Raw genomic sequence first — 12,787 nt, 5'->3', positions numbered from 1 at the left:
TACATTAAATTTGCGCGCATGCTATACCAATATAGCACGCTTTTTTGCGTTTATCAATTTTTTGCGTTTATCAATATGAAAAAATGCCCAAAGCCGCCCCTCTCCAATTGGAGCAAAGGCGGCTTTGGGCATTTACGCATCTATAAGGGTTACGGCAGCGTCTTGATTTTTTCCGCGATGGGTGTTCTTGGCTTGGCCTCCGGAATTTCGGCCGGATACCCGATCCCAAATACGCCAATGACCTCGTAGCCTTCGGGTACACCAAGCACTTCCCGGTTTTGCGCCGAACTTCCGACGGATGACCAGAACGTACCGACACCTGCTTCATGAGCAGCCAGCAAAAAGTTTTGTGCAAAACAAGCGGCAGCCATCACATTCTCATCCCGCGCGAGCGGAGTGGCTCCCGGCTTGGACAACAACGCGATCACAACGGGAGCTCCCCAGAAATCACTCTTATGCTTCAGCTTCGCTCGCGTCTCCGGTCCAACGCGCAATAGCTCCCACGGCTCGTTAAAGCGATGGTTTGGCGCGTAGCTTGCAGCTTCCAGCCAGCCCATGAGTGCTTCCTCATCAATCGGGTCGGGTTTGAACGCTTTTATATTTCTCCGGCTTTTGATCAAATCGATCGTAGACATTGGGTATGTACCTCCTTAAGTAACGAACAAATGGAATAAATGACCTTAAACTCTCCCTCTTGTTTTTATACATATCCTGAGCAAAAGTCAAGCTCGCCCAGATCTACACCCTCAAAACAAAAGACAGCCCCGAACAAAACAGGGCTGCCTTGAGTCGAGAATCTATTGTCGCCTAGTACAAACGTTCCTCACCGGTGACCGGATTTTTAAAAGCCGATTGAATATCGCTTTGGGTCAATTCATCGGCAAATTCCGTATCCTCGGCACGTTTTACGGGGGTTGCCCGCTTCTTTTCCGGGGTTTGCTCCCGGGCTGCTTTGGACGTATCTTTGGATGGATTCGCCATCACCTATGCACACTCCTTCTGCCTTTCATGTTAGGCCTGCTTATGTGCGATAGGTTGCGGCCTAAAGCCCTTTTTTATTCCTATGTAAGCGAATGGCTTAATACGCCGTCCATCCGGCATCCGCCGTAACCGTCGTACCGTTAACGAAGCTCGAATCATCGGAAGCGAGGAACAAGGCTACCTTGGCAATTTCCTCAGGTTGGCCCGCGCCGGGATTTACACCGATTCAGACTTGCGCCCGCTCCATGCCAAACGGATTGATCGCCGTAAGGGTTGAACCAATGTTCGTTTGTACCGCGCCTGGCGCGATCGCTTTGCCCATTCCGGATGCTGCACCTGTGACGACCGCAACTTTTCCACGTTCCCGCCGTTAATGATAACGATCAGATCCGCATCCTGAATGGTGCTTAACCGATGGGCAATAACGAAGCTGGTACGCCCCTTCCACATCTCGCTATCCGATCCTTTCAGCTACGCTTGTTCGTCGGAGCCATCCGTTCCATCCTTCATTTCGTGCAGGCCAAACAGATGGATAAACTCCTGAATCAACTCGTCAACCGCTTTCAGCTCTCCGCTAATCACCGGCTTAATCGCCTCAAATTCCGCCTGACTTAGCTGCCTCTGCAAGGTTTCGCGTTTAATTTGCATCCGTTCCAGAAAGGCAATCGCCTTGCCGCGCCTAAAGGTTTGGGCGCTGCGCAGCTGCGGCTCGGCTTCCTCATGAAATCTTCGCTTCTCCTCTCTACCGTGTCCTCGCCCATCCCGATGCTCATGATGAACGCGTTCATAACGCCCTCCGGGTTCGTGTCTACCGTCTCGCATGTGGCTCCTCCTTATTGTATACATTCGTATACGTTATTTTTGTTATGTATACAAATGTATACTAAGACTAGCAAAAAATCAACTTCTACCAAGCTCATCCAAGCCGTCGTCTTCGAGAACAGCCGCCAGCAAGGCCAGCGTCAGCCCTTGCCCCCAGCCCTGGGCCCATTTCTTATCGATGCCCAGATATCCTTCGATGTCCTTCATCACTGCGGTCCCGCCGGAAACGTTGAGCACCCGCCCGCGATCGGTGACGTTCTTGAGCACGCCCTCCAACGCTTTCTGCACATATTTGGCATGCAGCGGATTGCCCTGGATGACCATCGCCGCCGCGATGCCCGCCGTAGCGGACACTTCACCGTAAGCGTCCGGGTAATCCAGCACCGTGCCCCATAAACCGTCCTCGTGCTGTAATTTTTTCAACGCAGCAAGCTGATCACGCAAAGAGCTCCATATATGCATCATTGGCGGATACAAATAAGCTTCCGGCAAAATCTTGGCCGCACGGGACATCGTGTACGCAGCCCAAGCGTTGGCGCGCCCCCAGTAGATCCCGGACATATGATCTTTGCCGATGTGATTGTACCCATGATACCAGAGCCCGGTGTCCTCGTCCTGCAAGTAATTGATATGCCAGAAGAACTGATGCAGCGCATCATCGATGAGCGGCTTCTCGCCCAGCAGGATACCGGTACGCAGCATAAAATACGCCGCCATAAACAACGTATCTGCCCAGCATTGCTCCGGAAAATCATTGCCCGCAGATACCGTATGCTGAAGCACCCGGTCCCCGAAACGGGGAGCTTGGTTCTGCAGATAGTCGATTTTGCTCAGGATCAGATCGAGATATTTCTGCTCCTTCGTTTGTTCATATAACGTCAGCAGCATATGCCCCATCGCGCAGGAATTTACAGTCCACACCGGAAGTCCGGCGTCGATGTACTCGTCGCACCACTGGGCCATTCGCTCCACATAGGCCTTCTCCCCTGTCGCTTCAAAGGCCCGGCTGATCCCGTAATAAGCCACGCCGCACGGCCAATCCCAGGTCAGGTCCATCCCGAAGGTGTACTCCACGATGCGCCCGGCAATTTGCTTCAACTCGGAAGGGGCTGCCTTTAGTTTCAATCTTTCCATCTCCCTTCGTGTGAACGGCTAACTCCTACTTGAAGTTCCCGGCATCAATCGCCGCTTGCTTCTCATCCAAAATCTCCTGGTAACCCGCATTAAGGTACGTTTTCTTCGCGGCCTCGTAGGTGGCGTCGAACTCGCTTTCCGGCGCGATCGCAATCTTGACATACAGCTCCTGGAACAGCGAATTCAGATCTGCCTTATATTCATTCACTTTCTCAAGCACCACGCTGAACAAGGCGTCCGGTGTGCGGTACTCCGCATACTTGTCGTAAAAAGCTAACGAATCCTTCGCCAAATTTTCATACCCTGGAGCCGACATGCTGCGGAGGTACGCTTCACGCATTTTTACCGGATCATCGTATTTCACCGTTTCAACCACAAGGCACCAGTAGTCTTTGTTGTTATTTTGCGAGAGGACGGATTCCCCTTTAAAATCCGGATTTTTCACCGCGATTCCATCGGCATCCAACGTATAGTTTTGGCCCTCAACACCGTTTTGCAGGAAGAACAGGTTCTCTGGCTGGCTCATCCATTCCAGATACATCCACACCGCGGCGCGTTCCATGTCAGAGGATTCATAGTTGATGCCCATGATCATCCCAAACGGCCAGTAAGCGCGTCCCTGCGGCTTCCGTCCCTCCGGTACCCCGGCTTGCGGGTCCAGTACCGCGAACTCGGCATCCGGATTATTTTTTAAGGTCGAGGTGATTACGTCAGTGTTGCTGGAGAGATAGAAGCTGAAGGTACCGGTTTTCCCTGCTACAAATTCAGCCTTGGCTTTGTTCTCGTCGTCGCGCAGATAAAATTCTTTATCAATCAGGCCGTTATTGTATTGATAGTTCAGGTTGCGCAAGTAACGCTCCGTATCGGCGGTGGTCAGATCGGCAACGCCCAAGTCGGAGTAAAGAGCACGGTATTTCTCGTCGATCGGCCAATCGCGGAACGCGTAGTTAAACGTGTAGTTGTTCTTTTTCAACGTTTCGCCGCCGACGCCAAGGCCTGCATCACGCCATTTGCCCAGCAACTCATTATATTTTTCGAGGGAAGTCAGATCTTCGACCTTCATTCCTACCTTCTCAACCCAATCCTTGCGGATCAGTGTCGTGAAGCTGTCCAAGCTGGGGCGCTCGCCGAAGAAGAACACGTTTTTCTTATCGACTACCCCGTACTTTTGAATGGTGTCCCCCATCGTTTTCCAATATGTCGGCGCATAATGCGCGATTTCGTTCCAATCCAGCTCCTGCATCACGCCTTCCCCGTAGTAGGCCAAAGCCTGAGGCATATCATAATGGAAAATAATATCCGGCGCCTTATGCGAAGCCAGCAGCTGCTCATAATCCGTTACCTCGTTACTGCGGGTGATCGGAATAAATTTCACGTCAACGTTGTACTTATCGCCGAATTCTTGTTGAATCCAACGCGTGTAGTAGTTGTCGGTCACGTTCCAGCCTTCGAAAGCCCTTTCATAAACAGGAAGCTCAAGCGTGACCCTCTCAGGAAAACCAGCCGAATAATCGGGATATTTGCCATCGGTGTTTGTGTTGGAGGAAGGAGACGGCTCCGTGGTGTTGTTGTCCGAATTGGCGCTCTTGCTGCTGCCTCCCATACAGCCTGACAATAAACCAACGATCATCACCAAACTTAAGATCCAAGTGAACCTTTTACCCATATCGATTCCCCCTAATGAATAGATGGCTACTCCTTAACCGCCCCGAGCATGACCCCCTGGACGAAATACTTCTGGATGAATGGATACACGAACAAGATCGGCAGGGTAGCGAATACAACACACGAGGCTTTGAGTACCTCGGGATTGCTTAACGATACTTGTGTGGCTTCCAGTTGGAAGCTTTCGCTCGCCTGAATGACCAGGTAATACAATTTGAGCTGCAATGGCCGTAAATCCACCCGTTGTTTAATGTAAAAAAGAGCGTCTTGATAAGCGTTCCAGCGGCCAACCGCGTAAAACAGCGACAACGTAGCCAGGATCGGCTTGGAGAGCGGGAGCACGATGCTCCACAGGATGCGGAAATGCCCCGCACCGTCGATCCGCGCCGATTCCTCCAGACTGACCGGAATGCTGCTGGAGATCGCCGTCTTCATGATCAGCAGGTTAAAGGCGCTGAACGCCTGCGGCAGAATGAGCGCCGACCACGTATCCAGCATGCCGAGATTGCTAATCAGCATGTATTCGGGAATGATCCCGCCGCTGAAGTACAAGGTGAACATAAAGAGGAAGGTCAACGTCGTGCGGCCCTTCAGCTGCTTACGGGATAAGGGATAAGCTGCACAAACCGTAATGATCATGCCAAGCAGGGTAAACAGCATCGTCACCACCACCGACACGTACAAGGAGCGCAGGATGCTGGCGTCGGCAAAAATTTTACGGTACGCCTCCAAGGTAAACCCTTCGGGCCATAAGAACACCTTGTTTGCAATGACATACGCATCATCGCTTAACGATTTGGCGACGACGTGGAGAAACGGCAGCAGGCATACGAGCGAGGCGAGAACAATAGCGAGATGGATGAGGACATCCCAGATATCATAGCGTTTGCTGCGGCGCAGCGACAGCGTGTTTGCGGATGCTTTCATGGTTCGCCTCCTTTCTTAGAGCAACCCGTCTTCGCCAAGCTTCTTGGCGACCCGATCGGCCATCAGCACGAGCGCGAGTCCAATGACGGACTGGAACAGCCCCAGCGCGGTGGCGCGGCTGAAGTTCCCGCTCTCAATCCCCCAGCGGTACACCAGAACCGGGATCGTCGTCGTGAATTCCGTGGTCGCTTTATTTTGCAAGGCAAAGATCCGTTCAAAAGATCCTTCCATGATCCGCCCCAAATTCATAATGAGCAGCGTCACGATCGTTGGGCGAATCGAAGGCAGCGTTACATTCCATACTTTCCGCCACCTTCCGGCGCCGTCCACGGTAGCTGCCTCATACAGCTCGGGGTTGATGCCGCTCATGGAGGCCAGATAGATGATCGTTCCCCAGCCCATGCTTTGCCACACGCCAATGGCCAGATAACTGACTAACCAGTTGTAATCTTCTTGCAGGAAGGGAATCCGCGTACCGCCCATCATCGCAATCAGATTATTGATGACGCCGTTACTTTCGCTGAGCAGTTGATATGCGATGGCACCGATAATGATCCAAGACAGGAAGTGCGGCAGATAGAGCAGCGTCTGATTAATCCGTTTGAACTTCACGTTCTTAATTTCATTGAGCAGGATGGCAAGAAGCACGGGAATCGTGAAGCTAAAAACCAGGTCCAGCGTATTCAGCAATAACGTATTACGGACGGCGCGACCGAAGTCGTGTTTTCCGAAGATCTCGGCAAACACTTCAAAGCCCACCCATTCGCTGCCCCAGAACCCCCGAGCGATTTTATAGTCTTTAAAGGCAAGCACAAGCCCGGACATCGGTGCGTATTTGAACAGCAATACAAAGGACAACGGAATCAGTAGCAGCACATAAAGCTCCCAGTCCCGCCGAAGATAAAATGCGGCCCCCCGACCTAACGAAGGGTCCAGCTTTGGCTTGGACTTCACATTTGAAGCGCTTACAAATTTCATAACATTCACCTCCTCGTACATTCTGGCCTGGCTCGTTTCGGACTCGGTTCCATCTCATCTTGCGGTTTAGCGATGGTGAGTTTGTGTCAAATCATACCGCCCCGCCCGGCCGCCGTAAATCATGAGTTTTGATACTAAGCTTCATTTTTGATTCTAAAGCCTGCAAATCGCTTGTTTCCTGCAGCAAAAAGATCAAATTTGATAGGTTGTAGCAAAAATGGAGCTATATGCCTCGGCTCTCTCCGAAGCAATACAGCTCCACCGTATCTATCCCGAGCTCCGCAGCTTGCTTGCCTTGTAACCGCTCGGCGGCATCCCTTCATATTTCCGGAAAAACCGGTTAAAGCTCTGGACGTTCCCGTAACCCACTTCCGCCGCAATCTGCTTCACCGTCATCCCGGACTCCAACAGCAGCTCCTTCGCTTTCTCGATGCGCCGCAGGTTAATGTAATCGATCAAGCTGGTCCCCGTCATCTCGTAAACGATCTTGCGCATATAGGAATAACTGATGCCAATCTCTTTGGCCATCTCCTCAAATACGATTTCTTCGCAATAATGCGAATCCAAGTAACGAAGAATGCGTTCCCCATACCCCGCATCGCTCTCTGGCTTGCGGGCCAGGTACTGGAGAATATCGCGGTAGAACTCGCGCATATACGCATCCAACTCATCCAAAGTGTCCATGGACGCGATGGAGGAATAGATGTTGCCCCGCCCGGCAAAAATCCGCGTCGGATTGATTTGATTTTCCCGGAGCTGCTTAATCGTAACCCCAACCAACTGATGATATATAAACATGATGTTGTCGTAGGAAATCGACGGGGACGATTGAATTTCCTGACGAATCACCGTTAATTCCTCCATCAGGCGCTCAAGCTCACCCGCAGCCAAGTAATTGAGAATCCGCCTCTCGCTATCCGCGGGATAAAGATAATGCTTGCCGCGCCCACATTCATCCTCCTCGCTCCAGAAGGAGATCCCGCCGCCACCGCTCACCATACGCTGCTTGATGACTTCCATCGCCTCCGCTGCCCGATCCTGAAGCTCGGAGCAGCTCTCCGTCCGGCTGCTAACGCCTACGGTCACGGAATGACCCAGCAAATTGCCTGCATACTGGCTAAGCGTCCCCAGCGCTTCCTTCATCCCTTCGTATCCGCCATCCGCTTCTCCTTCTCCGAAATTGACCACCACGGCGAAGCATCCCTCGCCTTGATAAACGCACCGCGCCGATATCCCTGGTGGAAACACAGTTTCGCTATGGGTGACGATCAGATACCGGTGATAGCTGCGGGTTTCCGGGTTCGTCGCGTCCACATAGCTTCGGTACCGGTCAATCGAGAGAACGGCCACCAGGTAATAAGCTTCGGGAAACATCTCTTCGACGTGTTGCACCTCTTCCCCTCGCAGCAAACGGTGAACCGCCAGACTGCGGGCATCCTGCTCCCGTTCCCGCAGAAGCTTATAGAGCTGCTCCTCTTCCTCTTGCATCCGGTTGAAAACCGAGTTGAGGAAGGCCAGTTCATTTTTGTCCGATACCCCCCGGCTGCCGCGGGATCTTACGGTCCTCACCAATTCGCGCAGCGGCTTGGACAGCCAAGTCGCGAGAAACACCGTCAGCACTGAGCCGGCAAATATAACGACAGCCGTCAGCCAAACGATATTGTGCTGCAGCTTATTCGTTTTGGTCATCAGCGCGTCCATGGAATAGACGTTAACATTCCACCAGTCAAACAGCTTGGAATGGGACCACGTATATAACAGCCGCTCCCCGTCCAGCTCATGGAAGGCATACCCTTCCTCCGCTTTGCTCTCCAGAATCTTCTGAATATAAGGTTGATTGCGCCCATCGGTAAGCAGCAGTGACTTATCGTTATGCGATAGGATCGTCCCGTCCGCGTCCAGCAGCATATAACCTTGCTCCCCAGGTTCAGTGGACTGTAAATACGTCCCAATCTGGCTTTCCCGCAAGTTGACTACGATGGTGCCGCGGGTTGTCGTGGACAAGCGGCTGAGCGGCAAGACATAAGATACAACGGTCTCCCCAGTGGCCAGCTTGCGCGGGAACCATACGCCGCTAATCCCTCGGCGCCCGGCCAACGCTTCATCCAGCCAGTCTATCGATTCATAGCGGTCCAGTGTTGTGATGCCCTTGTCGGTTGAGATCACATAATTCGCGTCACTCAGGTAGAAATAAGAGGAATACACCCCGTTCACCCGATGATTCAAATTCACCAGTTCCCGGAGCACGACCAGGGCTTGGCTGACATGTTGATAGTTCTCCTGCAGCTGAGCATAAGTTTCGAACGAACGAATGCGGTCAAATACCCGGTTCGCAGTCAGACGGACCGTATCTTGCGCCAGATTATTTAAGGCCGTTTCATTGAGCCTTCGGTTCGCATCCAGCCCCGCCAGGGAAGATTCTGCAATCGCCTTTTCTGAGTACCGCAAAATCTGCGTACCGCTGTACAACGTCAGAATGATCGCAGGAACCGCCATGACGCAGAACAGGATGATTCCCAACTGAAGCATCATCGGAATCCGTTTCATCTTCCCCTTCATCCCCTCCGAAATGGTCTTTTCCGCAGCAGACTTCTGGGCCAAGGAAATAAAGCGCTTTCATCGCACACTTGGATAAATTATACAACATCGGTGCTCTTAGGGTCTATTTCTATCATCTAAAATCTAATCATTCTCCAAAAAAATTAAAAGCCCGCACCCTATAGGTACGAGCCTGATGAATCGGATTTTCACTCGCCGTCCGTGGGGAGGTCGGCTCCTGCGAACCGGGCGTTGCCGGCCACTAACTTGTCTCGATACTCCTGCGGAGACACGCCCTCCAGTTCTTTGAAGACGCGGGAGAAATGACGGGTGTTCTCGAACCCGACGGCATTGCTGATTTCCGACAGCTTCAGCCAACCCTTTCCGAGCAGTTCCTTCGCTTTGCGGATTCTTACTTTTTTCAAGTAGGTCACAAAGCTTTCGCCAGTATACGCCTTAAACGCCTCGCTGAAATAGGAGTAATTCAGGGATACATGGTTGCTGACGATCGCCATGTTCAGTTGCCGGTCGTAATGGCTCTCGATATACGCCACCGCTTCTTTCATATCTCCGTGCTCACTATGAGCGGATCGGATCTCCTTAATGTATTCGTCGAGGTCTGACAACAGCTGCTCCAGCGACCGGAAGTAGTCGTGAAAATGGCAGAAGTTCGACATGTCTCCCACTTTGCGATACAGCTTCAGCACGTCGACGGAGGCTTCGCCGTACACGCGGAACACTTCGTCCAGCACCTCCTCATTCATATGCCGGCTGACCGCTTCCAGGTATGACATATCGATCTCAGGCAACTGGTCAACCCGAAAAATCTCATGGAGGAGCGCTCCTATCTCCTTCTCCCGGTTCGTGCCCAGGATATTGCCCAGCTTACGGATGGCCTCCCTCGGCACGGGATAAGACAACCGCTTCATCTGCAAGTCCTCATACCAGATCAATCGAGTCTTCGGATAAATAAAGGTGTATTTCAGCGATTCGCACGCCTGGTGGTAGCACAACGGCAGATCCGTGAGCCGGCTCCCCTCCTGGCTGACACCGATCAACATCCCGTCAAGCTCACGTTCCGCCGCCAGGAGCGACAAATCCTCAAACTTGCTGCGCGGCCCCCCGACAAGGATCATTCGCCCTTCAAGATCCAGCAGGGAAGCGCTAAGTACGCCGTCCACGCTTTCAAACATATGCTGCGCGAGCGACTTCAAATCCTCTTTCTTCATCCGGCTTCCGTCCACGTTCTTGTACGTCAACGCCGCAACCGAAAAGGGGACGGTATATTGATCGAAACCGATTTCGGAACTCCAGACGCCAAGATCCTCCGCGGCCAATTCCCGTTGCAGCAGAAGCTCCTGCAGGCGAACGGACTGAACCTGCATCCGGTAGTTCTCCGTAGCGGCCAATTGCTCCGCCAATTGGGAGCGCTTCGCCAGATTGTCCTGGCATTTGCGCAGCGCGGAAAACAGTTCATCGCGGCGGATCGGCTTCAACAGATAGTCGACAGCCTGGTACCGGATCGCCGCCTTGGCATATCTAAAGTCCTCGTAACCGCTGAGGATAATGATCTGAGGCCGACCGGCTTGCTCGGCCGGCTGCGGTCCTTCTGACACATTCTCGATCAGCGCAATCCCATCCATCACGGGCATCCGAATATCCGTTATGATAATGTCCGCGCCGTGGGCCCGGTACAATTCAAGGGCTTCCGCCCCTTGAGCTGCCGTGGTCAGTTCGTATTGGTCCGGGAATTCGCGTTCAATCATGGTTTTTAGTCCGAGCCGGATATTTTTCTCGTCATCCACGATCAGTAGTTTTATCATCTGTGCCACCCCTCCCTGTTAACAGCACCTTCGGCATAATCATCACTACCTCCGTGTACTGTCCTTGATCGCTGAAAACCTTCAGGCCGTATTGTTTACCATAATATAACCGAATGCGCTCTTGAACATTGCGAAGGCCAATCCCGTATTGGTTTGGCGACTTCGGCGCAAAATTCCCCGGAACCTTATCCGTAAGCCCCACCTTATCCAATTCCAGGTTCAGTTCGGACAGCGAAGCTTCGTCGACCCCTCTACCGTTGTCTGTGACAACGATTCGGATGTCGCTTTGCGGCAATTCCTGCACCTGAATCGAGATGTTCCGCGGCCCCGTCTCATCCCCTGCCCAAGCGTGCTTCACCGCATTTTCGACGATTGGTTGAAGCGACATTTTAAGCATCTCCATATCCAGGAGATCACTCGGAATATCCAGCCGCAGCTCGATCGGTTCATCAAACCGGATATTCATCACATCGATATAATTTTCGATGTGGCGAAGCTCATCCCGCAGCTTGACGTACTCCCCGGACCATTTGAAATTGTACCGCATCATGCCTCCGAGAGAAGTCAGCGCATCCGAGATTTGTCTTTGATTTTCGATCTCGGCCAGCATTTTAATGTTCTCTAACGTATTATACAAAAAATGGGCATCAATCTGATTGTGAAGCGTACGCAGCTCCGCTTCTTTCGTGAGCGCTTCTTTGTATACGGCTTGAGCCACCAGCGTATTAATGGTGTTCATCAGCTTGGAAAAATGATGCGCCAACTCCCCAACCTCGCCGCCGCCGCGGATCGTGATGCCGCTGTAGGCCTCACCGCGCCGGACTTTCTTCATCTCTTCGGTCAGCACGCGGAGATTCTTCAGGATAAACGCATTGAGGATATAAGCAATGACCGTTACCAACGTAATAAATCCGATATTGGCGCCAATCAAAATATTTCGCATATGTGAAATTTCTTTAAACACGCCGTCCATCGAGACGACATTCACCAAATCCGCGTTGATTCGCTCGATGGGCTTGTGCAGCAGCAGAAATGATTTTCCGTTCTCCTTATAATGAATATCCCAAACCCCGGTCTCCTTAAAGCGCATCAGGCGTTCCCGGATCGCCTGCTCCAACCCCGGATTCGCTTGGAGATAGGAGCTCTGAGCGCGGGTAAATATTTGAGCTTTGTTGTCCATCAGCACCATTTGCGATTCACTGTTCGGAGCCGCCGCGTAAGTTCTTGGACTGAACTTCTCGAGCAGCATATCCACCTGCACCATTCCGACATGATGATTTGCCGGAATGCTCATTTCCCGCAGCAGCGACACTTTGGGCGTTGGGGCGGGGGTCTGCCCTTGGTACCGTTCCATGATGTCCGGATCAGTGTGCAAGAACGACCAAGACTCCATGCCCTTTAATTCCTTCGCTTCTTGATACCACGGCTCATCCGCTACCCGGTTCTCCCGGAAAAAGATCGGCCAAATTTCGGTTACGTTGCTGCTTGAGAACAGGCGTAAATGCTCCACATTCGGGTTGTAATATTGAATGCGTGTTAGGCTTTTGAAGCTGTGGTTACTGAAATTCACCAGTTCCTCGGTTCCGGGCTCGGTGGTATTCGCAAGATAATCTCGAACTTCGATATCATCATAGGCGACCTGCACCGCCCGTACCATCGATTCAATCTGCGTCTCGATATGCTGGATTTCCATCTCCAGCAACGAGTTGTTCTTGTCCTCGGCATCACGGATATACATATTGTTGATCAATCCATAGGAATAATAGGACACCAGCGCGCTGGGTCCCAAGATGATAAAGATATACGAAGCGAGCAGGCGGCTCTGAAGTGAGCGGCGCCCAAACCAATACTTAAATGACTCCCACCATGCTGTCCAAGGTTTGCTTCTTCCCATATGCCGAGCGACTCCTTTGAATAAA

10 protein-coding genes and 1 pseudogene are annotated in these 12,787 nt (G+C 52.1%); all 11 read right to left on the bottom strand.

Translation table 11 applies throughout. The features are described from left to right. Window positions 1-149 precede the first annotated feature (149 nt). The 11 genes and pseudogenes from U9M73_RS03750 to U9M73_RS03700 all read right to left on the bottom strand — a co-directional run bounded on the left by U9M73_RS03750 (window position 150) and on the right by U9M73_RS03700 (window position 12,762). Window positions 150-635, bottom strand: coding sequence for a nitroreductase family protein (locus U9M73_RS03750; RefSeq protein ID WP_260071293.1), 486 nt, complete (start codon window positions 633-635; stop codon window positions 150-152). A gap of 172 nt (window positions 636-807) precedes the next feature. Beyond that, on the bottom strand, window positions 808-984 hold the full coding sequence (locus U9M73_RS03745) for a hypothetical protein (RefSeq protein WP_323076348.1): 177 nt from the start codon (window positions 982-984) through the stop codon (window positions 808-810). A 94-nt stretch (window positions 985-1,078) separates the two neighbouring features. Continuing rightward, a pseudogene (locus U9M73_RS03740) lies at window positions 1,079-1,294 on the bottom strand (SDR family oxidoreductase); the annotation flags it as partial. A 158-nt stretch (window positions 1,295-1,452) separates the two neighbouring features. Then, window positions 1,453-1,803, bottom strand: a complete 351-nt coding sequence (locus U9M73_RS03735; RefSeq protein ID WP_323076347.1) for a hypothetical protein — start codon at window positions 1,801-1,803, stop codon at window positions 1,453-1,455. Window positions 1,804-1,881: 78 nt separating this feature from the next. After that, a complete protein-coding gene (locus U9M73_RS03730) occupies window positions 1,882-2,937 on the bottom strand; it encodes a glycoside hydrolase family 88/105 protein (RefSeq protein ID WP_323076346.1) in 1,056 nt (351 codons plus the stop codon). A 25-nt stretch (window positions 2,938-2,962) separates the two neighbouring features. Next, window positions 2,963-4,603 (bottom strand): type 2 periplasmic-binding domain-containing protein, encoded by a 1,641-nt coding sequence (locus U9M73_RS03725; RefSeq protein ID WP_323076344.1) that lies wholly within the window; start codon window positions 4,601-4,603, stop codon window positions 2,963-2,965. Between the two features lie 26 nt (window positions 4,604-4,629). Beyond that, window positions 4,630-5,529 (bottom strand): carbohydrate ABC transporter permease, encoded by a 900-nt coding sequence (locus U9M73_RS03720; protein WP_323076342.1) that lies wholly within the window; start codon window positions 5,527-5,529, stop codon window positions 4,630-4,632. A gap of 15 nt (window positions 5,530-5,544) precedes the next feature. Then, complete coding sequence (locus U9M73_RS03715) at window positions 5,545-6,507, bottom strand: ABC transporter permease (protein WP_323076341.1); 963 nt, start codon at window positions 6,505-6,507, stop codon at window positions 5,545-5,547. Between the two features lie 267 nt (window positions 6,508-6,774). Then, window positions 6,775-9,054: a helix-turn-helix domain-containing protein gene (locus U9M73_RS03710; protein WP_260071298.1), complete on the bottom strand. Its 2,280-nt coding sequence runs from the start codon at window positions 9,052-9,054 to the stop codon at window positions 6,775-6,777. Window positions 9,055-9,254: 200 nt separating this feature from the next. Further along, a complete protein-coding gene (locus U9M73_RS03705) occupies window positions 9,255-10,868 on the bottom strand; it encodes a response regulator (protein WP_323076338.1) in 1,614 nt (537 codons plus the stop codon). Continuing rightward, window positions 10,843-12,762: a cache domain-containing sensor histidine kinase gene (locus U9M73_RS03700; protein ID WP_323076337.1), complete on the bottom strand. Its 1,920-nt coding sequence runs from the start codon at window positions 12,760-12,762 to the stop codon at window positions 10,843-10,845. The genes U9M73_RS03705 and U9M73_RS03700 overlap by 26 nt, the downstream gene beginning before the upstream one ends. Window positions 12,763-12,787 lie beyond the last annotated feature (25 nt).

Origin of the sequence: Paenibacillus phoenicis, from assembly GCF_034718895.1 — a bacterium.
GTDB classification, from domain to species: Bacteria; Bacillota; Bacilli; order Paenibacillales; family Paenibacillaceae; genus Fontibacillus; species Fontibacillus phoenicis.
This window is presented reverse-complemented; position numbering and strand designations above follow the sequence as displayed.

Coding starts and splice junctions, on each gene's coding strand:
- U9M73_RS03750 (WP_260071293.1), bottom strand. CDS start 635: ATGTCTACGATCGATTTGATCAAAAGCCGGAGAAATATAAAAGCGTTC.
- U9M73_RS03735 (WP_323076347.1), bottom strand. CDS start 1,803: ATGCGAGACGGTAGACACGAACCCGGAGGGCGTTATGAACGCGTTCAT.
- U9M73_RS03730 (WP_323076346.1), bottom strand. CDS start 2,937: ATGGAAAGATTGAAACTAAAGGCAGCCCCTTCCGAGTTGAAGCAAATT.
- U9M73_RS03725 (WP_323076344.1), bottom strand. CDS start 4,603: ATGGGTAAAAGGTTCACTTGGATCTTAAGTTTGGTGATGATCGTTGGT.
- U9M73_RS03720 (WP_323076342.1), bottom strand. CDS start 5,529: ATGAAAGCATCCGCAAACACGCTGTCGCTGCGCCGCAGCAAACGCTAT.
- U9M73_RS03715 (WP_323076341.1), bottom strand. CDS start 6,507: ATGAAATTTGTAAGCGCTTCAAATGTGAAGTCCAAGCCAAAGCTGGAC.
- U9M73_RS03710 (WP_260071298.1), bottom strand. CDS start 9,054: ATGAAACGGATTCCGATGATGCTTCAGTTGGGAATCATCCTGTTCTGC.
- U9M73_RS03705 (WP_323076338.1), bottom strand. CDS start 10,868: ATGATAAAACTACTGATCGTGGATGACGAGAAAAATATCCGGCTCGGA.
- U9M73_RS03700 (WP_323076337.1), bottom strand. CDS start 12,762: ATGGGAAGAAGCAAACCTTGGACAGCATGGTGGGAGTCATTTAAGTAT.